The sequence below is a fragment of the Paenibacillus sp. 01T47 genome (genome assembly GCF_056398245.1).
The window spans coordinates 137,241-163,710 of sequence record NZ_JBFTPA010000003.1 but is presented as its reverse complement, the minus strand read 5'-3'; the positions used below and the strand labels follow the sequence as shown (position 1 = coordinate 163,710).

Annotated in this window: 24 protein-coding genes; 3 read left to right on the top strand and 21 right to left on the bottom strand. The window is 43.8% G+C overall.

Annotation, left to right across the window (positions count from 1 at the left end):
• Positions 1–39: 39 nt before the first annotated feature.
• From AC1DOV_RS08145 to pdxR, 5 genes are all read right to left on the bottom strand, one after another.
• Positions 40–1,242 carry a GTP-binding protein gene (locus AC1DOV_RS08145; RefSeq protein WP_477549807.1) on the bottom strand — a complete coding sequence of 401 codons (1,203 nt, stop codon included), beginning with the start codon at positions 1,240–1,242 and terminating at the stop codon, positions 40–42.
• 525 nt (positions 1,243–1,767) lie between these two features.
• Positions 1,768–2,331 (bottom strand): hypothetical protein, encoded by a 564-nt coding sequence (locus AC1DOV_RS08140; protein WP_477549665.1) that lies wholly within the window; start codon positions 2,329–2,331, stop codon positions 1,768–1,770.
• Positions 2,332–2,515: 184 nt separating this feature from the next.
• Positions 2,516–2,923, bottom strand: a complete 408-nt coding sequence (locus AC1DOV_RS08135) for a VOC family protein (protein ID WP_477549664.1) — start codon at positions 2,921–2,923, stop codon at positions 2,516–2,518.
• Positions 2,910–3,299 carry a tautomerase family protein gene (locus AC1DOV_RS08130; protein WP_339207598.1) on the bottom strand — a complete coding sequence of 130 codons (390 nt, stop codon included), beginning with the start codon at positions 3,297–3,299 and terminating at the stop codon, positions 2,910–2,912. The genes AC1DOV_RS08135 and AC1DOV_RS08130 overlap by 14 nt, the downstream gene beginning before the upstream one ends.
• A gap of 91 nt (positions 3,300–3,390) precedes the next feature.
• Positions 3,391–4,794: a MocR-like pyridoxine biosynthesis transcription factor PdxR gene (pdxR, locus tag AC1DOV_RS08125; protein ID WP_477549663.1), complete on the bottom strand. Its 1,404-nt coding sequence runs from the start codon at positions 4,792–4,794 to the stop codon at positions 3,391–3,393.
• A 103-nt stretch (positions 4,795–4,897) separates the two neighbouring features.
• On the opposite strand from pdxR, the gene AC1DOV_RS08120 reads away from it, so the two are divergent.
• On the top strand, positions 4,898–5,443 hold the full coding sequence (locus AC1DOV_RS08120) for a pyridoxamine 5'-phosphate oxidase family protein (RefSeq protein ID WP_477549662.1): 546 nt from the start codon (positions 4,898–4,900) through the stop codon (positions 5,441–5,443).
• 32 nt (positions 5,444–5,475) lie between these two features.
• On the opposite strand, the gene AC1DOV_RS08115 is transcribed toward AC1DOV_RS08120, so the two are convergent.
• The 16 genes from AC1DOV_RS08115 to AC1DOV_RS08040 all read right to left on the bottom strand — a co-directional run bounded on the left by AC1DOV_RS08115 (position 5,476) and on the right by AC1DOV_RS08040 (position 24,880).
• On the bottom strand, positions 5,476–5,955 hold the full coding sequence (locus AC1DOV_RS08115; RefSeq protein WP_477549661.1) for a GNAT family N-acetyltransferase: 480 nt from the start codon (positions 5,953–5,955) through the stop codon (positions 5,476–5,478).
• Positions 5,956–6,075: 120 nt separating this feature from the next.
• The gene (locus AC1DOV_RS08110) at positions 6,076–7,920 is read right to left on the bottom strand and encodes a glycoside hydrolase family 127 protein (protein ID WP_477549660.1); all 1,845 of its coding nucleotides are present in this window, start codon (positions 7,918–7,920) and stop codon (positions 6,076–6,078) included.
• 27 nt (positions 7,921–7,947) lie between these two features.
• Complete coding sequence (locus AC1DOV_RS08105; protein WP_076267977.1) at positions 7,948–8,778, bottom strand: carbohydrate ABC transporter permease; 831 nt, start codon at positions 8,776–8,778, stop codon at positions 7,948–7,950.
• On the bottom strand, positions 8,775–9,713 hold the full coding sequence (locus tag AC1DOV_RS08100; RefSeq protein WP_076268074.1) for a carbohydrate ABC transporter permease: 939 nt from the start codon (positions 9,711–9,713) through the stop codon (positions 8,775–8,777). The genes AC1DOV_RS08105 and AC1DOV_RS08100 overlap by 4 nt, the downstream gene beginning before the upstream one ends.
• Positions 9,714–9,797: 84 nt before the next feature.
• The gene (locus tag AC1DOV_RS08095) at positions 9,798–11,234 is read right to left on the bottom strand and encodes an ABC transporter substrate-binding protein (RefSeq protein WP_477509412.1); all 1,437 of its coding nucleotides are present in this window, start codon (positions 11,232–11,234) and stop codon (positions 9,798–9,800) included.
• A gap of 124 nt (positions 11,235–11,358) precedes the next feature.
• Positions 11,359–13,131: a sensor histidine kinase gene (locus tag AC1DOV_RS08090; RefSeq protein WP_477549659.1), complete on the bottom strand. Its 1,773-nt coding sequence runs from the start codon at positions 13,129–13,131 to the stop codon at positions 11,359–11,361.
• A gap of 2 nt (positions 13,132–13,133) precedes the next feature.
• Positions 13,134–14,726, bottom strand: a complete 1,593-nt coding sequence (locus tag AC1DOV_RS08085) for a response regulator transcription factor (RefSeq protein ID WP_477549658.1) — start codon at positions 14,724–14,726, stop codon at positions 13,134–13,136.
• A gap of 226 nt (positions 14,727–14,952) precedes the next feature.
• Complete coding sequence (locus AC1DOV_RS08080; protein WP_477549657.1) at positions 14,953–15,522, bottom strand: histidine phosphatase family protein; 570 nt, start codon at positions 15,520–15,522, stop codon at positions 14,953–14,955.
• 39 nt (positions 15,523–15,561) lie between these two features.
• Positions 15,562–16,518, bottom strand: coding sequence for a serine hydrolase domain-containing protein (locus AC1DOV_RS08075; protein WP_339207588.1), 957 nt, complete (start codon positions 16,516–16,518; stop codon positions 15,562–15,564).
• Positions 16,515–18,917 carry an ATP-binding cassette domain-containing protein gene (locus tag AC1DOV_RS08070; protein WP_477549656.1) on the bottom strand — a complete coding sequence of 801 codons (2,403 nt, stop codon included), beginning with the start codon at positions 18,915–18,917 and terminating at the stop codon, positions 16,515–16,517. The genes AC1DOV_RS08075 and AC1DOV_RS08070 overlap by 4 nt, the downstream gene beginning before the upstream one ends.
• A gap of 120 nt (positions 18,918–19,037) precedes the next feature.
• Positions 19,038–20,057, bottom strand: a complete 1,020-nt coding sequence (locus tag AC1DOV_RS08065; protein WP_477509418.1) for a DUF4871 domain-containing protein — start codon at positions 20,055–20,057, stop codon at positions 19,038–19,040.
• Complete coding sequence (locus AC1DOV_RS08060; protein ID WP_339207584.1) at positions 20,054–20,608, bottom strand: sigma-70 family RNA polymerase sigma factor; 555 nt, start codon at positions 20,606–20,608, stop codon at positions 20,054–20,056. The genes AC1DOV_RS08065 and AC1DOV_RS08060 overlap by 4 nt, the downstream gene beginning before the upstream one ends.
• 16 nt (positions 20,609–20,624) lie before the next feature.
• A complete protein-coding gene (locus tag AC1DOV_RS08055) occupies positions 20,625–21,527 on the bottom strand; it encodes a phosphotransferase (protein ID WP_477549655.1) in 903 nt (300 codons plus the stop codon).
• Between the two features lie 209 nt (positions 21,528–21,736).
• Entirely contained in the window at positions 21,737–22,468 is a 732-nt protein-coding gene (pyrH, locus tag AC1DOV_RS08050) for a UMP kinase (protein ID WP_477549654.1), read from the bottom strand.
• A gap of 206 nt (positions 22,469–22,674) precedes the next feature.
• Positions 22,675–23,748 (bottom strand): Gfo/Idh/MocA family protein, encoded by a 1,074-nt coding sequence (locus tag AC1DOV_RS08045; RefSeq protein ID WP_477549653.1) that lies wholly within the window; start codon positions 23,746–23,748, stop codon positions 22,675–22,677.
• A 4-nt stretch (positions 23,749–23,752) separates the two neighbouring features.
• Positions 23,753–24,880 carry a Gfo/Idh/MocA family protein gene (locus AC1DOV_RS08040; RefSeq protein WP_477549652.1) on the bottom strand — a complete coding sequence of 376 codons (1,128 nt, stop codon included), beginning with the start codon at positions 24,878–24,880 and terminating at the stop codon, positions 23,753–23,755.
• 176 nt (positions 24,881–25,056) lie between these two features.
• Here AC1DOV_RS08040 and AC1DOV_RS08035 point away from each other — a divergent pair, with 176 nt between their 5' ends.
• Both AC1DOV_RS08035 and AC1DOV_RS08030 read left to right on the top strand, forming a co-directional pair.
• Positions 25,057–25,911: a helix-turn-helix transcriptional regulator gene (locus AC1DOV_RS08035; protein ID WP_339207579.1), complete on the top strand. Its 855-nt coding sequence runs from the start codon at positions 25,057–25,059 to the stop codon at positions 25,909–25,911.
• Positions 25,912–26,010: 99 nt separating this feature from the next.
• Positions 26,011–26,463 carry a MarR family winged helix-turn-helix transcriptional regulator gene (locus AC1DOV_RS08030; RefSeq protein WP_441879177.1) on the top strand — a complete coding sequence of 151 codons (453 nt, stop codon included), beginning with the start codon at positions 26,011–26,013 and terminating at the stop codon, positions 26,461–26,463.
• Positions 26,464–26,470 lie beyond the last annotated feature (7 nt).

Sequence of the window (26,470 nt, the reverse complement as noted above, 5' to 3'; positions counted from 1 at the left end):
GCTGCTTCTTATATAAAAACAACACTGACAGCCGAAATATCAGTACATCTGATCATTCATCGCATTCGGAAATTCATCAAGAAACACATTCCAGTCAAGCGGCAGCTCCTCGTCTCTCAGCAAGCAGTGGTCGAGCGAATCGGTCAGCTGCTTACGGTTCATCGCAATGCCGATAAGTACAAACTTATTAACACGATCACCATATTCCTCGTGCCATACGTTTGCGAGCTCTGGGTCTTCGAGCAGTAATTCTTCTCGTTCCGCATCCGGCAATGCAGCAGCCCATAAACCAGCCGGTCCAAACTGTATGGAAGGCCCTGCTTGGCTCAAGCTTTGTGCATACGCGCTACGAGTCGCAAGCCATACAATACCTTTGGCTCGAACGACTTCCTCTGGCCAGCGCTCCATCCAAGCTTTAAGACGCTGCGGATGAAATGGCTTCGCACGTTCGTATACGAAGGAGGATATGCCGTACTCTTCCGTTTCCGGTGTATGTGATGGAGCTTCCAATTCCTTAATCCACCCTGCTGAACGACTAGCTTCGTCAAAATTAAACAACGACGTATTTAAAATTTCTTTCGGATTAACTTCGCCTTTGGAAGTACGAATAAACTTGGCGCGTGGCTGCATGGTCCGGAGAACCCCTTCTAGTTCCGCCAATTCCTCATCATCAACAAGATCACATTTGTTCAAAATAAGCACATCGCAAAACTCGATCTGATCAATCAACAAATCAACTACCTCGCGTGTATCGTCTTCGCCAACGGCTTGACTGCGATCAAGCAATGTTTCACCTGATGCGTAATCATGCCAGAAGCGATAAGCATCAACGACCGTTACCATACAATCCAGCCTGCAATATTGTGTTAAATCAATCCCTTGCTCTTCATCGATATAGGAGAAGGTCTGAGCTACGGGAACAGGCTCACCAACACCCGTTGATTCAATCAGAATATAATCAAAGCGATTTTCTTTCGCTAAGCTCTCTACTTCCTTAAGCAAATCTTCCCTAAGCGTGCAGCAAATACAGCCATTGGACATTTCGACAAGCTTTTCTTCTGTCCGTGACAAGCCGCCCCCATCTTTAATAAGACTAGCGTCTATATTCAATTCACTCAAATCATTTACGATAACAGCGACTTTCAAGCCATCGCGATTATGTAGGATATGATTCATAATCGTCGTCTTGCCAGCGCCCAAATATCCGCTCAATACAGTTACAGGCAGTTTTTTAACAGTCATCATTGGCACCTCCAATTAATTTAAGCTTTCGATTAAACGTAATAATTACGATTATATAACAAATAAAAAAAGAAAATTCAATTAATAGTAATCATTACGCTTAATGAGTATAACGATATCTTGCTAACTCGTCAAGATCGTATTTATTACAATTAAACAACCATGCTTTTTGTCCCATTTATCGTTTTTCCATAAAAACCAAACTTAATTGAGCATTGATTAATTTTGTTCGGAATATCTCATATCCTGCTATTTTAAAAAGTTGAATGTATTATTTCCCCCATCCGAATACCATCTATATCCGTATTATCATTTAACACGACTAGTTTATTTCTGTTCGGCTCCAATAGCTTGAAAATTTGCATCTTTTCCTTCTTTTTATGATTATGGTTCCACACGTACATTCTCATAAAGATTTGTTTGTAATTCTCTTTTTCAAATCCAAGCTTCTGTACAATAAATCTTTTTGCACGAATGCACACAAGAGAGTCTCCCTACTTTATTCAAGTTCATTCTCTCTAATCTTCAGTCATATCCGCCTTCTGCTTCTGGCAGTTTCTGATAGGCTTCCTTCCCTGCAACGATTTGATGAATGAACTGTCGCAGTTCCAGCAACTGTTTCGCATCCTTTGTTAACTCGCAATATTTCTCGGTCCAAGTAAATGTCTTGGATTCCCCGTTTATACTAACTTCCCAGCTGTCTTCCCCGTAAGGAGTCCGTTCACACCCTATAGCAGCAGGCTTTAAGTTTTTTGTTCCCATTATATTTATTTCTCTCATTTTCTCATAAATGCTGCGCATCTCTTCTGTCGTAAACGCAATTTTTGCAGATGCAGTCCCGTTCATCACTAAATCCTTTGTAGCCGTATCTAGGAAAGTATTAATTTCGTTTTTGTTCACTTCGCTGTATCCGTAACGCACCATGAAATCAAAATCACTCGGCATTTCTTTAGGCATATTGTTTGATTCTATAACGATATCATTTGTTGGTTGATGCTGATCAACCGTGTTTATCTCTGCACTCGTCCCCTTGCTGCAACCACTTGCGATAACTGCAAATAGGAGTAAAACTGAGCATAAACGTTTCATTTTAATGCCCCCCAATTGAATTTATGCAATGTTAAAGACGTAATTGGGAGATATTAGTTGCATCTATCCCTCTCGTTTCTTTGTGAAATTATTCATATCCTCGCACCTCGCTAAGTGTATGATCATTATACAAAAAAAGCCGATGACCCCTTTGCTTTGGATTCATCGACCTATTATCATTTGTCTATTCAAACAGTCGTTTGCCGATCTCCCAATGATAGCCAAACGGATCCGCTACACGACCAATACGCCAGCCATGTTCTTCATTTATAGGTGCAATTTCTGTTGCTCCCGCAGCGATAGCCAATTCGAATAAGGCATCGGGGTCGTTGACCGTGATAACCATCCGGAAGAAGCCACGACCTACCATTGCGGGTATAGAGGCAGCCTCTTCTTGAATCCAAAAATTCGCTCCTCTAACGGAAAGCTCAGCAATAGCTATATTCCCGTCTCCGTCCTCTAACCGATAAAGCTCGACTGCACTAAATGCCGCTTTATAAAACTTTATTGCCTCGGCCGCATTGTTGACCGACAGCCACGGTGCAATACTAGCCTCAGAAGAATCTAATCTGCGCGCGCTACACATTAACATTATAGGAGAGCTGCAGTTCATCCCCTGGCAGGCCGCGAATGCCCCAGTTATATTTTGGAGTTTCAAAAATTGTTATTTCGATATCTTCAGGAGAAATATGCAATTGTGCTTGAATGTGATCAAAGAGCGAACGAATAAGCTGTTTTTTGGAATCGATGGAACGACCTTCAAATACGCTTATTTCGATAATCGTATACGCCTCGGTTCGTCCAGGAGCGTAATAAAAATCTTCTTTCTCCATTGCGAAAAAACGATGAAACTTCTTATCAAGCGGCATTTTAAATACATCCACTACACAGGAATGAATAACTTCTGATAATTGCTGTTTTATCGGATTTAATTGATCCTTAAGTCCAAAAACTTTCACCTGAGCCATTCTACTAATCTCACCTTTCTAATTCTAATGGTTGTTAGTGTAATCTTGTATTTTTAGTAAAATTATAACACATGCAATTAGAATAAATCTCCTATGCTGAGCCAAACCAAGCATGGCTTAGCAGGCGAATGCCTTCTTCAATATCATCCTCACTCATTCCGCCAAATCCGAGCCATACAAATGATGCCGGACAGCGCTCACTATCCATCCAATGTACATTCGGAGAATACACTTTTACCCCATTTTCTGCTGCCCGTTCGATCAGCTGGCCGCTTTCTCTATCCTTAACATCAAGCAGCAAATGCAGTCCTGATTTGCTCCCAATGATACTTACACGATCACCCATATACAGTGATATCGCAGTAACTAAAGCTTTATGCTTCGCTTGATACAGTCTTCTCATTTTGCGTATATGCCCAGCAAAATGTCCGCGATTCATAAACAAAAACACGGCCTGCTGAATGATAGGTGATGCAGGCTGACTGTAAACGGAAAACATCTCATCCCGCTTTTCTAGCATGTTTGTTGGCAAGACGATATAGCTTAATCGGGCCGCAGGCAAAAACGATTTCGAAAATGTCCCCAAATAAACGACACGTTCTCCTGAGTCTAATGCTTTAAGAGAGGGAATCGGCTGGCCAACATAACGAAACTCACTATCGTAATCATCCTCAATAATGACAGCGTCTTTTTGGTTTGCCCACTGGAGCAGCTTCATTCGTTTCTGTACTGACATCACCATGCCTAATGGAAATTGATGTGATGGTGTCACATACACTGCGTTGACATTGCTTGATTGCAGCTCTTCTATGTTCAAGCCATCAGAATCGACCGAAATGGGCGTAATTTCGCAGCCATGATTTTTAAAAATCGTTCGAACGCCATTATAGCCGGGTTCTTCCATAGCTATGTTTTGCCCCCCTAGAGACAAAAACTGCAATAACATGCTTACGGCATGTTGTGTTCCTGAACAAATGATAATTTGATTGGAGCTGCACGATACTCCGCGAGATTGAAAGACGTATTTTGCAATTTCTTCCCTAAGCTCCTCTTCTCCTTGTGGATGTCCATAACCCAATATTCGATAAGGGTCACCATTTAAACCATCCGACAAACATTTTTTCCATATCTTCATCGGGAAACGATGCCATTCAATATCACCATAGTTAAAATCATACCGATACCTTTTCCAATTAATATCCTTAGTGGAGCCCACTTGAACTGAATCTCGATTGGTATTCACATCCTCTAGCGGCAGCACTCTTATCCCATTACGACTTTTACTATCCACATACCCTTCTGCAAGCAGCTGCTGATAAGCAGCTTCTACAGTGTTTTTGCTAATCTTCAAATAGTGCGCCAACTCACGAATCGATGGAAGCTTAGTATCTTCAGCCATTGATCCAGATTCAATTTGATCCTTAATATACGTATACAGCTGCGAGTATAAAGGATGTTTTCCCTTCTTATCGAGTAAAGGAGTAATCTCAATCATATGCAGCACCTGACCCCATGAAATATTCGGAATCTGCCCCTTTTCACAGGGACAATTGTTCATTACTATTACATTATCATAAAGACAAAGGGTGTGCCTAAATATGTTTCCTGTAAGATTACAGAAAAGAGAGTGTACTGATCAGGGCAAGATTCAAACCTTTTTGTTAAACGCAAAAACAGGATTCCTTGGCCAATCTGCCGCTGGAATCCCTTACGTTGTTCCGTTAAATTTCACTTGGCTGAACGACACGGTTTATTTTCATGGTGCTGCTGAAGGGCGGAAAATCTCCTATATCGAGCAAAATCCAGAAGCTTGTTTTACCGTAAGTGAAGAATATGGAACATTAACTGACCCCGTACCTGCTCATACCGATACTTCTTATATGAGCGTTATGATTTCTGGGAAAATACAGTTTGTTAATGAAATAGACGAGGCTGCAAAAGCTATGCAAAGCATGCTGGACAAATATGTGCCTGGCTACTATAAACAACCGTTGTCCAAATCGCATTTGGAAAAATATGAATCATCCTTGGGGAGTAAAACTATAGTATTTAAATTAATAGCTGCTTCCATCTCTGCGAAAGAAAACGAGAAAGTAGAGAGCGCTATGTTTTATCCAGGTAAAACGGTACACAACGATTTGTAATAACGATTAGACAACTAAACTTGTAATCATCATTACCGATGAGCAATCGTCAATTGGAACTTTTGCCTTGAACCGCCTTCGGGACCGTTTGGAATCGATTTCTCCAAGGGAATGAAACCAAATTTCTCATAAAGGCGCCTTGCAGGCATCCCGTCTGGAATATCATCGCCAAATGTTGTGACTGCTATTTCTGAAGGAACATCTACAAGCGTTAGAACATGATTCAGCAATGCCGATGCCACGCCTTTATTTCTTGCTTTAGCGGAGACAGACAACCAGCCGATTTTGTAGCTTGGGGCGTTTGATGTAGAAAGCAATAGTCCCCCTAACAGGCTGCACCCTGGCGAACCATCATATTCCCGCACGCAGAACGCGCGATTTTGATGTATATTTCTCTCTAGTGCCAGAACAAAGTTTGGATCATCTACCATTGGGCCAAAGAGGTACTCCACCTCAGCAGCCAGCTCTAACCATCCATTTAGATCTTCTAATGTTGCGTTTACGACATTCATTTATTATGTCTCCCTTTAACTGCTTCCTGAACAAAAAACCGAAAGATAGACACTTTATAAAAAAGCGTCTTGTCTCTCGGATTTTTGCTTATCTATCTATTTCATTTTAAAGCATTCTGCTTAATAACGATATAAGTGACGATCTTCTTTTTCACGAATCCATACCTGCATGAAGCCCGCATCTCGGTTATCCCATGCATAATAAGGAATAAATAAACAAGCGCTGCCTTCAGCCACTTTTCCTTTCAGAACAGTCACGCCGCCAAGCCATTCTGCTCGGTGCTCAATGAATAGCGGGTCATGTGCTGCAAGAGAAAATTCATCGTAGGATAGCTCCATATTATCAGTCTGCTCCATGCAGTACACCACAGGTCCGCGCTGCAGAGCTATTCTTCCAATGTTAGCCTCCACCTCCGGCCGTGACCGAATAACTTCAACCGGCATATCCAGCTCTAATACAATGGAGTCTCCCGGTGTCCAGCAGCGATTCAATACGAGATAACCATTTTCGATCTTTCCTTCCGATGGCTGCGGCTGCTCCCCTAGAAGCGATAGCTTATATCCTCTGCACCAGCCAGGAACACGAAGCCGGATCTCGAACGTTTCCGCTTGATCCAAGCTTACCGCTACTTCGATTTTTCCATCCCAAGGGTACGCGGTTGTCTGCTTAAGTTTGACGGTTGTCCCACTTTTTATTTCCAAAGCAGTTTCCCCGTTCATGTATTGATTGACGACTACTCCAGCATCCGTAGCAGCATAAGCATATTGTCCAATGGATGGTAAAAATCTAACTAGGTTAGTCGGGCAGCAAGAAGTGCCAAACCAATCCACGCGGTGATGCTCGCCCTTTGATGCAAGCGGATTGACGTAGAAAAATTTGTCGCCAGACAACGAGATTCCGGCTAAAGCGCCATTGTACATTTCCCGCTCTACAACATCGGCATATTTGGCATCGCCAAACAACAAGTTCATCCGGTGATTCCAAAAAACCATAGCGATCGCCGCACAGGTCTCGCAATAAGCCGAATCATTCGGCAAATCGTAATCATGTGTAAAGCCTTCATTATGCTGAGACGGCCCGATGCCGCCTGTCACATACATATTCCTTTCAACCGTATGCGACCAAACGCGGTGCAGCGCATCAATATACGTCGGATCACCGGAAGCATGCACGACATCAGCCATCGCGGTGTACAAATACATCGCTCGTACAGCATGTCCTGTTACCTTCTCGATATCTCGAACAGGTACATCATCCTGGCAGTACGCAGGGCCCCATTCCACTTTGTCCCAAATGGCACCTTTACCATGACCATGGCCACGTTCTTCAAGCAGCCAAAGCGCCAGCTTCCAATAACGATCCTCGCTGGTCGTGCGGTAAAGCTTCACAAGCGCAAGCTCAATCTCCTCATGCCCCTCCACCCAGTGCCGCTTGCCAGGGCCAAATACGCGATCATAATGATCAGCCATTTTGCATGCTACATCCAGCAGCTTCCGCTTGCCTGTCGCTTCGAAATAAGCAACCGCTGCTTCAATCAGATGGCCGCCATTATACATCTCGTGTTTTTCCATATCCGACCATTTGAGATCAGGCGCTTCAAGCGTGTAATAAGTACTTAAATATCCATCCGCTTCCTGCGCCGCAGCTATGAGATCAATAATGCGATCGATCTCTGCTTCCAGTACTGGATCACGATCCGTCATAAGTGCATAAGCGGCACCTTCAAGCACCTTATACACATCGGAGTCGTTATAATACATCCCTTCAAATTTGCCTTCCAGCAGTCCGCCTGCTATTGCAAAATTGTCAATTCGGCCTGTCTCCTCGCATTTGACTAAACATGCCTTCATCGTAATATTTTTGATAACTTCCAGCCGCGGCCTCCAGAAAGCATCATCGATCTCAACTTTCGTAAAGGGCACGTTTTGCCAGCCTTTTATCGCCTTCGTTTCCGTTAATGTCATGTCTAACCATCCTTTCATCGCTAATTGTTATCCTTTCAATCCCGTTAACGTAATGCCTTCCAGAAAATAACGCTGGCCGATTAAAAATACGAGCACGCAGGGCATAACGACAGTTGCTGAAGCCGCCATGAGCAAATCCCATTGCGCTGTATAGCTACCTTGAAACATTTGCAAGCCAAGTGCTAGCGTAAAGCGGCTGTCACTCTTCAAATAGATAAGCGGCCCCATAAAGTCATTCCATGAACCTAAGAAGGTAAATAGCGCAACGACGATAACAGCCGAACGGCTAAGCGGCATAAGAATACGCCAGTAAATTTGAAAATAATTAGCCCCGTCCACAAAAGCAGCCTCGTCAAAGTCACGCGGAATCGTCATGTAGAATTGGCGCAGCAGGAAGATATTAAAGATACCTCCGCCAAAGAACGCCGGTACGATAAGGGGATAGAACGTATCATAGAAGCCCAGCGTTTTCCATCCGAGAAAGCTCGGAATTAACGTAACCGCAGCAGGCAGCATCATGCTGGTCATGAGGATTGCAAAAATGGTGTCTCTGCCTTTCCACTGAATACGAGAGAAACCAAAGGCTGCGATCGTACTCGTCAGCACAGTTCCGATAATAACGCTGAACACAATAATAAGCGTATTTTTGAAAAATTGTCCGAAAGGCAGCACAGTAAGTGCTCTCTCGTAGTTATCCCATTTAAAAGGATTTGGAATCCATTCCGGCGGCATAACGAAAATTTGCGACAAATCCATCACTGAGCTTCGAATCAGCCAAACGAACGGAATGATAAACATAACTGAAATAATAATAAGGGCCGCATAACCTGCTGTCAGCTTGAGTTTGGACTCTCTCATGATTTTTCCCCCTCGTAGTAAACCCAAGATTTCGAGGTTTTGAATACGATAAACGTAAAGAACAAAATAATGATAAAAAGAATCCATGCCAGGGCAGATGCATAACCCATCTCTGTATCACGGAATGCTGTACTCCACAAATAAAACACGAAAAATAAACTTTTATTATTGGGCCCGCCCTGTGTCAAAATGTAGGCTTCGCTAAACACCTGGAAAGAACCGATAATCGTCATGATTGTATTAAAGAAGATTGTTGGCGTTACCATCGGGATCGTAATATGGCGCAGCTTATGCATCCAACCTCCGCCATCGACATCAATGGCTTCATAATACTGCTTTGGAATACCCGAAAGCCCCGCTAGAAAAATAATGACCGTGCCGCCTATTCCCCAAAGCGTCGTTAAGACAACAGATGGAATAACACTGCTCTCGCCAAACAACCAGTTGCTTGTCGGCAAATGAAGCCATGCGAGCACGGTATTGACTAACCCAAGGTCTGGATTAAGCAGCCACAGCCATATCATGGACGATGCAACCGCTGGAACGATACTTGGCAAATAAATAATGGTGCGGAACAACGATCTACCCTTTACATTCATATTAAGGAGCAGCGCCAGCAGAAAAGAGATGATGATGACGGCAGGTACCCGCAGAATAACAAAATAGAAGGTAACGCCTAGTGATTTATAAAATAAATCATCTTCACCTGAGAACAGCTTGGCGTAATTATCGAAACCAATAAATGAGGTTGTATCTTTGAACACGCTATAATCGGTTAAACTGAGCACCAAACTAGCAATCATAGGTCCGAGCGTAAATATGATGAAGCCTAGTATGGCAGGAGCTGTAAACAATAACCCGTAGAATAACGCCTTACGCTCTCTTATGCGACTTTTTTTACTGACTGCTGGAATGGTTTGCGCAGGAATATCCATGCCCATACTTGCCTCCTATCCTAAGAAGACGGCGGTCTTCAGGAAGAACGCCGTCAATCTGACTAAAGTTCTTTCTTTAATTGGTTATTGTACGTCACGACGTCCTTGAACCTGTGCTTGTGCTTTCGCAGCGATAGAATCCATTGCCTCTTGAGCGGTTTGCTGGCCTAACCAAACTTTATCGAGTGCTGGATTAACGATATCCATAATTTTATTAAAGTTTTTCACATAAGCGGTTGGTGTTGCATGGCTGTTGCTCAATACCATCTCAACGACCGCATCCTTGTAGCCCGATGGGCGAGAAGGCAGGTTTTCAGTCCATCTGGTTAGGTAAGATTCATCCGTGTACCACTCTTTATGAGATGGCATCCAAGTGCCGGCAGTTAGCAGCTCGATTGAAGCTTCTGGATCAATCAGCGCCTTCAAGAGCTCCCATGCTTCCTCCGGATGTTTCGTTGATTTAAACATCGAAAACATGCCAGAAACGACAGTCGTCATCGGCTGTTTCATCACGGGAAGCACGCCAACGTTAAAATTGAATTTGGATTGTGCCAAGCTTGTGCTTGCCCATTGACCATCAAATGCCATCGCTACTTTTTTGGTTTGCAGCGCAACGTTGGTGCCTGGTATATTTTTCGCTTGAACAGGTGACGGCGCTACATGATGAACATTAATAAGATCGGAAATCTTCTGAATAGCTTCTACAGCTTCTGGCTGGTTCAGAGCAAAGGTTTTGCCGTCCTCAGACAAGAAGTCTCCGCCATTTGAATAGATGAAGTTGCTGTATGCGCCCCACCAAGTTGGTACGTTGACTCCGAATTGTTTAATGTTTTTAGGATCAAAGCCTTCTTCTGTCGCATTCTTGCCTTTGTTGTCCATCGTAAGTTTCTTAGAAACCTCTACGAACTGATCCCATGTCCACGCTTCAGAAGCTTTGGCTGGCGGAGGTGTTAAGCCTGCATCCTTAAATACATCTTCGTTATAAAATAAAGCAAAAGATTCTGGGCCAGGCGCAATACCGACTACATTGCCAGGCTCCGAGGAATACATAATGTTAGGAACGAGCCTATCCACAGTCAACTCCGTATCCTTATCAAGGAAATCCTGAAGGTTGACGAACTTGCCTTCTTCCGCTAAAGGAAAAGCGATCGTGCTGGACTCCATCATGGCAATGTCCGGCTCATCGTTGCCAGCTACCATGGTCGTTAATTTCGTATCGTAATCCGCTGAAATGGCTTGGAAATCAACCTTAATATTGGTATGCTTAGCCTCAAAACTAGCGACTGCTTTCTTAAATGCTGCGATCTCATCAGGTGCGCCCCAAGCGGTAAGACGCAGTTTGATCGGATCTTTGGATACATTTTCACCGCTGCCCGTATTTTCGGTGTTGCTTGAGCCATTCGTTGCCCCAGCCTGAGAATTTTTGTTACCCGAATCAGACTTCGTGCAAGCCGATAATACGCTGATTGCCATAAGCAGCACAACTAAGAGAACGGAAACCGATTTCCATTGTCTTCTCATATTCGTAACGAGCCCCTTTCATTTATCCATCTCATTGGCTCATAGCTGCAGTCTATGATGGTTTTATTGTAATCGATAGATAACGCTTTCAAAACCCGAGTATTATTGGAATGGTGGACTATTATTAGGTATCAAGCGGCAGTCTTATCAGAATGCTGGTACCTGATCCTGGCACGGACCGAATCTCGATGCCGTATTCATCACCGTATGCCATCTGTAAACGGGAGATCGTATTTTTAATGCCGACCGACGAAGATTGTTTGTACAAAATCACCTTGATCATCTCTTCGCTTATTCCTCGTCCATTATCCTTAATCTCAAAAAAACGTTTTCCCTCCTCTGCCCAGCCGCGAATGAGGATAACGCCTCCCTCTTCCATCTGATTAAACCCGTGCAAAATAGCATTCTCAACAAACGGCTGAAACAGCAGCCTAGGCAGCTTATGATCATAAAGGATCGGATCAATTTCATAGTTAACGGTAAACTTGCCTTCGAACCGTGCAGACATAATATAAAAGTAGTTTTTCATCCATTCGATTTCCTCTGACAGATGAACGGCGCCCCATTCCTTCCGAGAAGTATAATGCAGCATATTGGACAAACAGACGAGCATCTTGCTTAGCTCCTTCTGATTATTTTCAATCGCTGTCCAATTCATAATATTGAGCGTGTTATACAGAAAATGAGGATTCATCTGCATATTGAGCGCGTGAATTTCTGCTTCCTTTTCCTTTAGCTTAATCTCATAGTTTTCTTTGACGAGCAGGTGAATCCGATCATTCATCCGGTTAAATCGCTGCATCAAGATGCCGAATTCGTCATTCGTGCTGACTTCCACGCGGGTTTGAAAATCGCCTTCGCCAACGGATCTCATCGCTCCGAGCAGCTTCTTAATCGGACCTGTGATGCGGCTTAATATAAAATAGGCAAATAAAAATGCGATTCCGCTCAATATAGCAGCTAACACAATCGTTGAGGTTCGAATAACAGGCACAAGGTTGCTTACCAATGCAGACTCCGGCGTTATTACGATCGACAACCATCCGGTTACGGTTGAGCGGTCAAAGCATATGATCATATTCTCGCCGTTCAGCTTCATTCGCTGAGTACCGCTTCCCGTCATGCGGAATGAATCCACCCAATTCTCGTTGAAGCTTTTTGTCACTTGTGACACATCACTGCCGGCAACTACCATGTCGTTCGAATCTAATACCATATAGCGGGAACCGACTGGTATGCTCTTCTCAAACAGGGCATCCAGTACAGTCGATTTGAAGCTTATCGTAAGCACTGGACGCTCCACATTCGGATTCAGCTTAATTAATGTACTGTCTTCCATATGTGAGAAATTGAGCAAACGCGTGGCTGAATATAAATAGCGATAATCGATCATGCTCTTGGAAAGATAAGACTGATCAAACATCTCCGTAAAATCATAGGTAGGATACCAAATCATTTTTCCACCCTCATGCACAGCTTGCTTGTAAATATTTGAAAGTGTAGGATCTCCTTGCGGCATGTTTTGCGAATTGCCGAAGGTGAAGTAAGAAGTCCAAAGCTGATAGGCGTAAACATCGTCGTTTTGTGAAAAATATTTGCTGAGAATAGTAGATACGCGTCGATCAGCTGCCAGCAGCTCCTCAGCCTTTGCTGGATTCAGCTGACTGAAAATTTGAAATAGATCCTTGTCTACGAACAAGGCCAAACTGTTCTGATCGACAACTTTGAGCTTCGTATCGATGACTTCATTATTTTTTTTGACGATCTCATAAACATTTTTTTGCGCTTGCTCCGTCACAACCTTAAGGCTTGTACGATAAAATAAAGCGCTTAACACAAGGAACGGCAAAGCAATTAGAATGATATAGCTGATGAACAACCGTGATCGAAATGTCATATTCATATCTCGTCTCTATTCGTTGTAAGGGATTTGTGCTTATAAGCTTCCGGCGATAGTCCATTCTGCTTCTTGAACACTCGGCAAAAATACTTCGTATCGCGATAGCCGCATTGCGCAGCTATATCATAAATTTTCAAATGGCCATCTCTGAGCAATTGTTTTGCCCGTCGCATCCGAGCCTCGGTGATATGGTCAGAAAAAGACTTTCCGGTACGGCTTTTAATCAATGTGCTGAAATAAGACGGATTAAAGGCAAACTGTTCAGCTGCCATCTCTAGTGTCAAATCCTCCATATAATTCTCTTGTATCCAGCTCAAGCACTGTTCCATAATAATCTCGTTTTTCCCTTGCTTCATGTTCCGTAACGCTTGGTGCAGATCACGAATTTGAGACTCCAAGAGCGCCAGCAGCTCACCATAACTATCGCATGCAGGTATTTCCGTTACGACCGTATTCGTGAGGACGCTTCCAAAGTTTCTTTCGACAACATCTCTTGTTCGGCTTTTAAGCTTCATAAGTGTGAGTGAGGCACACTCTTTAATAAGCTGCGGTTCCGTGTGGCCCTCGCCTGCCAGTTCTTGAAAGGCAGATCGGCACAGCAGGATGGCAGCCATTGGATCATTATCCTGCAACGCTTCAAAAAGCCGCTCCCCATCTAAGTGAAAGGACTTGCTGGAGTGGTTCAGCTCATCATGAAATAGGACCCCTTGCCAGCAATCATGAAAATTATACTCACAGGCAGTTTGAGCTGTTCGGTAAGAATGCGGCAGCTGCTCTACTAAAGATAAACAGCTCGTCCCCATGCCATGAACAAGCCGGCCATACGGCAGCCACTCCTTGTATAGTTCGCTAAATGCCAATCGAATCTCATCGCGTCTAAGGAATGGGCTCGGCGTACGCACAATGGTAATCGCTTGGAATACATCTTCTCGAAGTGAATTAATAGAGAAGGTACTGGCGTGACCGAAGCAGCACCCTAAATGCTCCAGCTGCTGCAGCAATGCAGGTGTGTAGAGGCTCTTATCCTCCTCAAGACGAATGGTGAGTTCAGAAAAGATAACTGTACCGCTTCCTTGCACAATATCGAGTGCTTCAAGCTCCACTTGCTCCGCTGCTGATAGATTGCCGCTTAACCATGACAAAAGCAGATTGTTCCGGTAGGCAGAGGAGGTGAGCTTAAGCCGATGCTGCAGTTTTTCGGAAGCCTCACTTTGCATAGACTCCGCCGCTAATTGTGCATCAAGCCGCCCCAAGATATCCTCCACTTTGTCTATATCAATCGGCTTCAATAAGTAGTCATAAGCGCCATGGCGCAGAGCGGTTTGCGCATATTCAAATAAATTATAAGCCGATACCATAACTACCTTCGGTCGATGTTCCTTATCCTCAAGCCATTTCAATAATGTCAATCCATCCATATTAGGCATCTGGATATCCGTCAGTACAATTTGCGGTTGATCCTGTTGAATGATAGCGATAGCAGCTGCCCCATCCTTCGCTACTAATATTTCAGCTTTTGGCCGCATCGCACTAACTAATTTAGCCATTCCTCTGAGATGCCTTGGCTCATCGTCTACAATTAGTATTTTCAATCCGCTCACGCTCCATCTTCATGCGGTCGCTTTCACTCATTTACTGATGAATTTCCGCATAAGTTGTTAATTTAATAGCGAGTATAACACTAAATATCTGGTCTGTTGCAAAAAAATAATACATGATCCTATATATGTAATGAACGATCTCGTTGGAATGATAGCATACAAAAAGGCCATCCTTTACAGGATGACCACTGGTTTCAATGGATTCTCGTCGCCTTACTTAAGTCCATATCCTTTCCACATGCTCAAGCTTATTCAAATTAAATGTTAATTTATAAATATCCGGCTTCGAGGTCGTATTCCAAAAATCAAATCCAAACTTATTATCATAATGGTTCATAATGATCGTCATAATATTGCCATGGGTACCCAAAACAATGTTTTTACCTCGGTGCTCCTCCAGTATTCTCTCTATGACGGGTATCGCTCTTTGTTGTGCGCTTCGAGTCGTTTCGCCGCCCTCCAAAGCAAAATCGATATCGATAAAAGAATTCCTTATCGCTTCATATAGAACGTCCCAAGTAGCCTTATAATCCAAACCCTTTATCGCTCTTTCCACCAGTTCTTCATACACTACAATCGTCATCGCTTTCCGCTTTGCTAAATGCTCAATCGTCTGCACCGCTCTCGTGTAAGAGCTGGATGCCATAAAATGAATATCGACATCGCCCAGCACCTCTGCAACACGTTTTGCTTCTGAGAAACCCTCCTCCGAAAGCCCGCGTGTTCGTTCTTGTCCAAATTCAAAAGGCGATTCTGCGTGTCTAACCATATAAATGACCGTATTCATAGGTTTATCCTCCGTTAACGTTCAGATTATAAGCAGCTTTTATTTAATCGCTTGGCTAAGAAACAAGTCATGAATATCCGGATACGATTTACTCGATGGTGTGGGGGTCGCTTGTATGACGGATACAAATTGATGCTCAGGAATGACATTCACCTCTTGTCCGCCAAATCCGCGACATCCATATCCAGCTTGAGACAGCCACCACAAAAAACCATAGGACGGATAGGATGGGGTTATCGCTTGCTTCACAAACGCTGGAGAAACAATCTGTTTGCCATTAATACTGCCATCTCCTAAAAATAGCAAACCTACCTTAGCCATATCTCTAGCAGACAAATCCGATTGTTCTTCACCCTTCATTACCGTATAGGAGAAGCCGCATGGACTGCTCGGCCAAATTCCACTGGCGATATCGAGCGGTTTATACATTTCATGATAAATGAGGTCGTAGGATGTGCTTCCATATGCTTTGCCTATGACCGCTGATAACAACATGACATCCCATTCCTTATACTGAAAATTCATGCCAGGAACACTGTGCATGTCAATATCAGCGATATGCGATAGCCAGTCATTCGTACGCATCATTTGCTGCATCATCGGACAATGGTAATGAACTCCGCCATTCCAGTAAATGCCTGATGACATCGTTAGCAAATGCCGAATCGTAATCAGCTTATGATAATGATGGTTATGACCAGCAAAGGCGGGCAAATAATTGCCTATCGGTTCATCCAGATTATTAATCAAGCCTTTGTCCAAACAGATGCCTACAGCGATGGCTAAAATACTCTTCCATACTGATTTAATGGAATGCCTCGTATTTTCATTACACTTATTGAAGTAACGTTCATAAACCAGTTTCCCATTTTTCACAATGATCACGCTGTTTATGAGTCTATATCGCTTTTGCTTCACATAATCATCTATCTGCTCTAGAAGTTTAGCATCCATTCCCTCCGCCTCGGGAGTGGACAACTGCCATTCAAAGCTCATTTCAACACCTGCTTTATATATTTCCCGATGATGGAATGACTGTTCGACATTAGTTCAAGCGGCATGCCCTCCGCGATAATAGCTCCTCCGTCATTTCCGCCACCAGGTCCCATTTCGATAATATAATCACAATTGGCAAGCACAGCTGGATCATGCTCGGTAATGATAATCGTATTGCCAGCATCTGTGAGCTGCTGCAGCAATGTCATCAGCCGCTCCGTATCTGAGAAAGAAAGGCCTGTCGTCGGTTCATCCAAAATATATACATTATTTTTCCCGCTTTGCCTGCACAGCTCCTTGGCAAGCTTAATCCGCTGCGCTTCACCGCCTGAAATAGATGGCGTCTTTTGGCCGAGCGTAATATAACTCATCCCTACACTTTCTAGCGTACTGAGCGTGGCCGATATCATTTTGTCATAAGCCATAGATTGTTCATTTCCAAAAAAAATGCTGGCCTCCGCGACACTCATCATCATAATTTCCTTTATGTTCTTTCCCTCAAGCCTTACACTTAGAGCCTCTTCAACAAATCCTGTTGCCCCGCACATATCGCACTCTACCTCTATGAAGTTGCCGAAGCCAACATAATGGTTTTTAAAACCTTCGCCCTTGCAGCCTCTACAGCCTCCTTCAGAATTAACGGTAAACAGACCAGCTGTATATCCTTTTTCCACCGCATCAGGTGTTTTGCTGAACAAAGTTCTGATTCGATCAAATATACCTGTATAGGTTGCTGGACAAGAGGTTTTGCTCCTTCCAATGGGCTTCTGGTCCACCACTATACATTTTTTAATCTGCTCGAATCCAAGTAACGTCACCTCGTCTTGCAGCACAAGCTCTGTATCATCGTTGTCATATATGAACTTGCTTTGGAGTGATTGCTTAAGCTTTGGTACTAGTGTGTGCTGGATTAGGCTGGATTTGCCGCTGCCTGATACTCCCGCTATTCCTACCATCAGTCCAAGAGGTATCGTCACGGAGACATCCCGAAGATTATGTAGGCTCGCATGCTCCAGCCTAAGTACTTTGCTTGGATCGGCTAACTTATATTGTGTTTTGACATGCAAGGTTTTGGTGCCATTCAGATAGGGGGCTGTTCGCGATCGTTCACAAGCCATAAAATCAAGGTAGCTGCCTTGGAAAATGAGCTCTCCGCCTTGAACTCCCGCTTCGGGTCCAAGATCGACAATGTAATCGGCTGCTTGCATAAATTTATGATCATGCTCTACGGCAACGACTGTGTTACCTCGCTCCACTAAGCCTTGAATGATGCTTATCAGCATCTCCTTCTCTACTTCATGCAATCCGATTGTAGGCTCGTCGAATATAAAAATAATAGAATCCATATCCGCAATAATAAAAGACGCCAGAAACAGACGCTGGATTTCACCGCCTGAGAGCGTAGGAACTGGACGCGATAAAGAAAGATGATGCAGCCCTACATCGACCATACACTGAAGTTTCATGACCATTTCATCCAGCAAATTTTTGCTTGATACATTGGCGTGCTGCTTTTGCAAAAACGCAAGCAATTCGTTGATATACATATCCTCGAGCTCTTTAATCGTTTTCTCACCAATTGTGGTATGAATCGCCTGAAGGCCAAGACCTGTGCCTTTACATTTGGGGCATGGGATGGAATCCGCATTAATCCCCCATAAATTCACTTCTTTGTCTTTGCTCCCATGTCTCTTCACTTTGCTGGCCATATGTTTCATCATATCTGTAAAAACAACAACGGCGCCTACAAATCCACTCTTGCGGCAGCCATACTTGAAGGAATGAAAAACATCATCCGGCAAAACACCGATTTTGTCATTTATATCAATCTTGTATATTTCACAAAACTTTTTGAAGTTTCCTCTATGAAAACGATGCTTGACCAAAAAACCATCAAACACGTTTTTGATTTGTGTTTCCGGATTAAGAATCGCTTCTTCTTGAATCATCTGATGGCTTCCCGTACCAAGACACTTCACACACATTCCCTTAGGTGAGTTCCTCTGAAACAACTCCATGGAGAGCGGCAGCCCGTCATTGTAGGCAGGATCACGTTTGCCATACGTTGCAAACAAAATGGCAAGTAAATTTCCGATTTTTGTCCGCGTGCCTACTGTACTTCTAGGATTGGATTGCCGGACGATACGCTGCTCAATTGCTACCGCAGGGGACAAACCCGTTATTTTATCAAAAGAAGACACTGCATCAACCATATACTGCGTACCTGAGAACAATAGATAGCGCCGCTTTCCTTCTTCATATAGCGTATCGAAAGCAAGACTCGATTTGCCGCTTCCCGATACGCCTGTTATGACTGTAAGCTTATTTTTCGGTATACGAACATTGATATCCTTGAGGTTATGCAGCCTTGCTCCTTCTATCTCTATGAACGCTTTCATGCATGCACTCCATTCTGGCATAGATCTCATACCCATAATTTACCGCACATACGTTCTTATGTAAATAGTTTACTAAAAAGGCTGCCTAATGGAAGCCTTCTCCTTTTAAAATAATGAATATCAGCTCGCCGATTCCACCTGAATAGTAATACTGCTAAATAACTTATCTTGAATGTATACGTTTAGCCGCCACATGCCGGCTTCGGGCAGTACCATCGATGATGGAATAACCGCGTCTGCCCCATTCAGCGGAGAGCCCACACTGCGCGCAGAGAAAACTTCAATCTCCTGCGTAGTGCCTTCTTTTACGCCCATAACGTTAAAGCTGCCCGTGAGTTCCTTCTTGCTCCCCCAGAAATACCACATGTACTTATTTCCTTTCCCCGCAACAATCGGCTGCTCGTCTAGGATCAATCCTTGCTCATTTTGATAAGGGCCTACAAGAAATCCAACCTTGTCTTTCTCGCCAGCAAGCACATAGTTGTGAGGCATTCCATCGTTGCCTGTATACGGCAATTTGAACGTAGATGTGCTTATCCATGGCGAAGGCTCCTGCACTGCCAAAATAAAGTCACCGTAAAATTGTTCATTCAGCTTGACCTCGAATGTCCATGTTCCGCCCAGCGGCAGGCTAAAGCTGGTTGTAAAACGTTCCAACGTCTCATACCCTGAGCTCGGCTCTGTAATGGTCACAGGGGACATAACGGTCAACCGTTTTCCCGATTGCGCATGATAACCTTCAATAGAAATGTTTTTGCCAAGAAAAACATCAATGGACTGCGTGAAATGGAGAACATAGCCTTGCATGACACTCGCTACCACATTCTCTTCAGGAAATACTTGAAATATCATTTCGCCGTTCTTCCTGTATTCCGTTCGAATTTCCTCTACCCTGCCGCTTCCATTTGTTCCGACGATTTGTGAAGGGCTTGTAAACAGCTTGCTCAAATCTGTGGCAAACAGTATATAGACAAGAACGGCTGCGATTGCACTAAGTGCTCCCAGACGAGCAATATAAGACTTTTTCTTCGGTTTATCATTGGCCCTATAAACAATTTTCTCCCTCAATTGCTCAGTGAAGCGAGGATTCACAAACGGGGAACGGCTAAGCGCTTCTTCCCACTGTTTTGGCTCCTTCATATGATGTTTCCTCCTTTTGAATCACTTTGCAGTAAACTTGTCATTTTTTTGCGTGCGCGGTGCAGCCTCGATTTAACCGTCCCTTCCGCTATTTGAAGCAAACTTGCCATTTCTTGCATCGATAATTGATAATGAATTTCCAGTATGAGGACTTCTCGGTAGCGCAGCGGAAGCTTCATAACGGTGTTCCAAATATATTTAGTTTCCATAAGGTCAAAAACTTCTGCTTCCGCTGATCTGGATGTCTCCCTTCTTGTTACGAAATCCATCACAATGACCTTAGAAAAATAAGCACTTCTTTTGTATTTATACGTTTTGTTTCGTGTAATGGCAAGCAGCCAGCTCTTCATACTGGCTTCGCCTCGAAATGTATGCAGCTTCTCATATACTGTCAAAAAAACATCCTGACAAATGTCATCTGCCGCATCGGCATTCCGAATTAAAAAGAATGCAAAATTCCAAACGTCGTTGCCATGTGCATTCATCAAATCAATCAATACGGCATCCGTTTCAAATCCTTTTGCCAAATACTTCACATATTCGAGCTCCACCTCATCACCTCTCTAATTAAGAAGACCCTTCTGCGTTCCTAAAGTTCCCGAATAGGTGAGGAAAGGACATCCATTTGTGATAGTCAAAAGCCGGTCCCTTAATTTCGAGTAAGCAGAAGAAATATCGGTACAAATCACGCACCTGTAATAAATCAGGGAAAGGCAGCACTTCAGCATAACCTTTGCGGAAATGATGAGCTCCCGCTTCATCCAACGAACATTCAATCGCTATTAAATCCATTTCACGAGGACCAAGCACATACGCTTCTGTATCAACGATTGCGCTAACACGTTCTCCATTTGATAGAAACTGCCTCGGATCCATATCGAGCATGATGCATGAGGCATACTCCGGTACCGGCATATTTTCAGCTAATGAACAGTGGTGATCAAGAGATTCGTGGATTGCCGCATTTTCCTTGTAATAACGAGCTGCCAACACCCTTAAAGCGTCTGCTAGCATGTGAGGGAAATCCGCTAATGCATGCCGAACTGAGCCATTTAGAGAACCCCATTCCTTAACTTTATGGGAATGGATCTCCGCAATCGACCTGCCGAAATCCTCCATCAGCATCGCGGATTTATTTTGAAATGACAATGGAATTCCGTTTATTTTTTCAACCGAAATCACTTGTCTTCCATCGATCACGGCCTTGCCAAGTACACTGGGAATAGCGATATTGCTTGTCAATCGTGAAAGATATTGATTAATAATCTCCATATCAAACGTCTCGCTTAATTGTTTTCCGAACAAATTGCTGCATGCCCATACAAAAGGAGCATCAACGGTCTCATCTACGCCGGATGACCGAACAACGTATTCCCCTGCTTCCGTGATGACTAGAAACACGTCACTAGCAAAGCCACCCAGAGTGGACTGTGACATAATAGGTTCAGAAAATAATGATTGTAGGTTCATGCTGTACCTCCCATCCAAGATAATCAAATTTTTACATATTATCATTTAAAAATATAGACTTATAATTACCGCTCTGTTATGATGTTGAATAAGGTCTTTATAAAATTCCCGACTCCTAAAAACATCAAAGGACTGCTTAAAAAGTACATTTCCCGGCTTTCATTAAACGGGAGTACCTTTATAAGCAGTCCTTTTTATTTCAACAGTTATTAGTAGGCAAGAACAGATTCACCGCTAATGATGGTTCCATTGTTTCCGCCTTCACAAATTTCTTTCATGGATCCGGGCTTGTCGAAGTTGAACACATGCATAGGCAAATGATAGTCTCTAGCCAATATAAAGGCTGACTGATCCATTACCTTCAAATTATATTGCAAAACATCATTGTAATGAAGAGATTTGAACCGCTTCGCATCGGCATCATATTTAGGGTCGGCATTAAAGATGCCATCTACGCCTTGTTTTGCAACCAAAAGCGCCTCACAATTCACTTCAATAGCCCTTTGTACCGAAGGATAATCCGTTGTCACGTAGGGTTGACCGTTGCCTCCAGCAAAGATGACGATATAACCTTGCTCCAAATGGTGGATTGCACGCAGTCTGATGTATGGCTCGGCGACCGAAGTAATCGGTATTGCTGTCATTACGCGAACTTCTTTGTCTGTTTTAGCTTTCAGAACCCCGCGAAGCATCAAACTATTAATGACGGTTGCAAGTGTTCCGATGTTGTCTGCTTCCGCTCTTTCGATTCCCCAGCTTTCCGCCATATTGCCGCGAAATATATTCCCCCCGCCAATAACGAGCGACACCTCTACTCCTAAACGGACCACGGATATAATTTCATTCGCAATGTAATTTAACCGTTCAGGCTCAAAACCGAATTCAGCATTTCCTGCAACTGCCCCGCCGCTAAGCTTAATAAGAACTCTCTTGTACCTCATTCGCCGTTACACCTCCATAGGATAAAAAAAAACACTAAAGCAATAGATGCTTTAGTGTAAAAGTGAAATGGGAATATGAAAAACACGATTGGTTAACGCAACCTTGCACTTGATCCTCATATCCCCACTCCTTCCATTTATTAATTCTCACATATTTTATACTGAGTACGAGCAAAAAAGCAACTACCCATTAGCAGCAAACATTTCTACTCCACTTTTGTCGCATGCTTCTGAGCAAGAAGCGACAGCTCAGCTGCTTTGAAAGCATGCTCCTGCGTCATGGCATGCTCAGTGCCGTTCAAGCAATCGAGAATGAGCTGGCCAAAATAAGGGAAGCCCACTTTGCCGCGAAGCTGAATATGCTGCTCGCCATCTGCGTTTACCAAATAAAGCTGGTCGCCATCCTTATCTTTAGCGATATCAATATACTTCCTCATCTCGATGTAGCCTTCTGTTCCGAGAATCATAGTACGGCCGTCGCCCCATGTTCCAAGACCGCTTGGTGTCAGCCAGTCGACACGGAAGTAGCCGGTTGCCCCATTCTCGCCAACAAGCGTCATATCTCCAAAATCCTCAAGCTCTGAATACTCCTTATTGGCATAGTTGGCCACCTTGCTGTTTACAACATTGGCATTCTGATTGCCTGTAAAATATAGAAATTGTTCAATTTGATGCGATCCGATATCACAAATAATGCCGCCATACTTTTCCTTCTCAAAAAACCATGACGGGCGGGAGGCAGCGTTCAAACGATGCGGCCCTAGTCCAATGACTTGAACAACACGTCCAATTGCACCTTGTTCGATCAATTGACCCGCATAAACCGCGCATTCCACATGTAATCTCTCGCTATAATATACTGCGTATTTTTTTCCTGTATCTGCGTATGCAGCGCGAGCGTCCGCGAGCTGTTCAAGCGTTGTAAATGGCGCTTTATCGGTAAAATAATGTTTGCCGCTCTGCATGACGCGAACACCTAGCGGTCCGCGCTCCGATGTTACCGCTGCAGCTGCAACCAGCTGCACCTCATCATCGGAGAGCACCTGCTCTTCCGACTCAGCTGCCTGTACTTGCGGATATTGACGGATAAATGCTTCAACCTTAGCGGGGTCAGCGTCGTATACCCATTTTAAAGTAGCGCCCGCTTCCACAAGTCCGTTGCACATACCATAAATATGACCGTGATCAAGACTAACAGCGGCAATTACGAATTGCCCATCCTCAACTACTCTATTCGGCTTTCCCTTTGGCGCATATTTCATGCCATCTGCATTACTCATCGTTCTAGTCCTCCTTTTGATAGGCTGAGCTTGCGATTTTCTCTTGCAGATGCTTATAAAACAACTCCTCATCGATGGGCAAATCTACCCAGCCATCCGTCCATGTCGATAGCAGCATCGCATTCGAGAGCATAAGCCCTTTGATGCCTTCCTCACCTGGAGCAATCAATGGCTCATTGAAAAGAATCGCATTCACCCAGTTTTGTGTAATGCCTTTATGATCAGGGTTGCTGCCATGAATAGGAACTTCACATTTCCAACATTCCGGCTGACCGAAGCCGCCTTTGAACTGCTTGTTGAATTCCGGCTCAGGAACCGTTAGACGCCAGAATGTTAATTGGTTATTTTCAATTACAATTTTACCGCGATCACCGCTCACTTCCAGTCTGTTCGTTCCTGGCGCTTCGCCAGTCGTCGTCACGAACACTCCAGTAGCTCCGTTCTCGTACTCAACGAATGCGGTTACATCATCCTCAACCTCGATGTCACGATGCTTGCCGAAGTAGCAGAAAGCACGGACGCGCTTTGGCATCATACTGATTGTCCATTGCCACAAATCGAGCTGATGCGGATCTTGGTTTAGCAGCACTCCGCCGCCTTCACCAGCCCAAGTTGCACGCCAAGTACCGGAGTCATAATAGCTTTGAGAGCGATACCAATTGGTTATAATCCAATTGGTTCTTCTTATTTCACCTAGCTCGCCGTTATCTATCAATTCTTTCAGCTTCACGTATATCGGATTTGTCCGTTGGTTATACATCATGCTGAATTTCACATTTGTTTGGCTGGCTGCGTCATTCATCTCGCGAACCTGCTTCGTATAAACACCTGCCGGCTTCTCGCAAAGCACATGCAGACCACGCTTAAAGCAAGCAATAGAAAGCTCTGGATGGGAGAAATGCGGCGTCGCAATGAGCACTCCGTCAACAAGTCCAGAGTCCATCATTTCATAAGGATCTTCATATAATCCGACTTGATCGCCAAGCTTTTCTTTTGCCCACGCAAGATTTGCTTGTACACAATCACTAACTGCGGTTATTTCAACTCCACCGACTTCACCTTTTAATAAGTAGCCAATATGACCCTTGCCCATATTTCCTAGTCCGATAATTCCCAAACGAACGATCTGCATCCGAATACCGCCCCTTTATTTACAATGTTATAATAGCAGCTGCTTTCACAATCGTTTTGCCTGCCTATATGGTAGCATTTTGGGATGCAGTGGGCTTCATTCGCATTAACTTGTTTACGCTTTTATTTGACTGTGGTTGGTGTATAATGATGGTATTTATGAGTGGAGGCGAAAGGATGAGCAAGCAGCAACAAATCAAATTACCGTTCACAATGGGAACCAGCTCTGATTTTAATGCTCATATTCCCTATCATAGTCACTTTCATTACGAAATCTATTATTTCCATGGCGGCAAAGTAAACTATCTTATTAATGACCGCATCTATGTTCTCGAGCCTGGCGACTTGCTGCTTATGCACGGGATGACACTGCACCGGGCACATGTCGATCCAAGCGCAGTTTACCACCGGTCGATCCTACATTTTGATCCGTATTACTTCAAGCAATTTATTCAGCCTTCATTTGCAGCGGACCTGCTCGAGCCCTTCGAGAAGCTTCAAAATATACGTTTGCAGCTGAGGGGCAATGAGAAAGCGGAAATAGAAGCTAGTCTTCATAAGCTTGAACAGCTTTACGTACTTCAGGACAGCTTCTCCATTCAGCGATTTCAAGCTTTAATGCTTGATTTTCTTATTCAGATCAATCAGCTTTGCCAGAAGCCGCTGAAGGATAAGCCAACCTTTCCAACCTCCAAAGAACGCCATGTTCAAGCAATCATCTCCTATTTGGAGTGCCATTATAATGATGATATTACGCTAGAGGCGATTCAAGCTGAGCTGCACTTAAGCAAATACTATTTGGCTAAAACATTCAAAGAGGTTACTGGATTTACAATCTTCCAGTTTCTCATGCAGCGTAGAATCTATCAGGCCAAAATCGAGCTTATCAACACCATTCACCCCATTACCGACATTGGTTATGATGTTGGTTTTAAGCATCCCTCTCATTTCAGCCGCGCTTTCAAGCTGCATACCGACCTTACACCCGAACAATATCGCAAGCAAAATCATGTCTCTTCCGATCAACTGTAAACCGCTTCATTCCAAATTTGTGGATTGAAGCTCTTGACCTATTTAGTTGTTAAGCGTATTATTGTCATAACAACTAAATGAAAATAGCAGGTGAAAGCAATGGAAATTATACAATCAGTAGGCTATATGCTCAGCAATACAGGCCGTAAACTAAACCTTCGGCTGCATCAGCTTTTTCAAGATTATGACGTTACGCCTGAACAATGGTCGCTGCTCATGTATCTTGATGAGCACGATGGCATGACTCATAAAGATTTGGCACAGCGCTCCGACAAGGACCCCGCTAACATTACACGGCTTGTTGACCAGCTTGAACGAAAAGCGCTTGTCCGACGTGTCGCCAATCCGAATGACCGCCGATCACAGCTGCTTTATTTAACCGCTAATGGCAGAACATGCTCTAATGAACTGGCACCTATCGAAGAAAAATTTGTTGCACAGCTGTTGACAGATATTTCGGAAGACGAAATTCAATCATTCAAAAAATTTATCGCCAAAATAACTAAAAACGCAGAACTGAACCACGAATCAAACACAAAGACGAGTGAATGATCGGCGA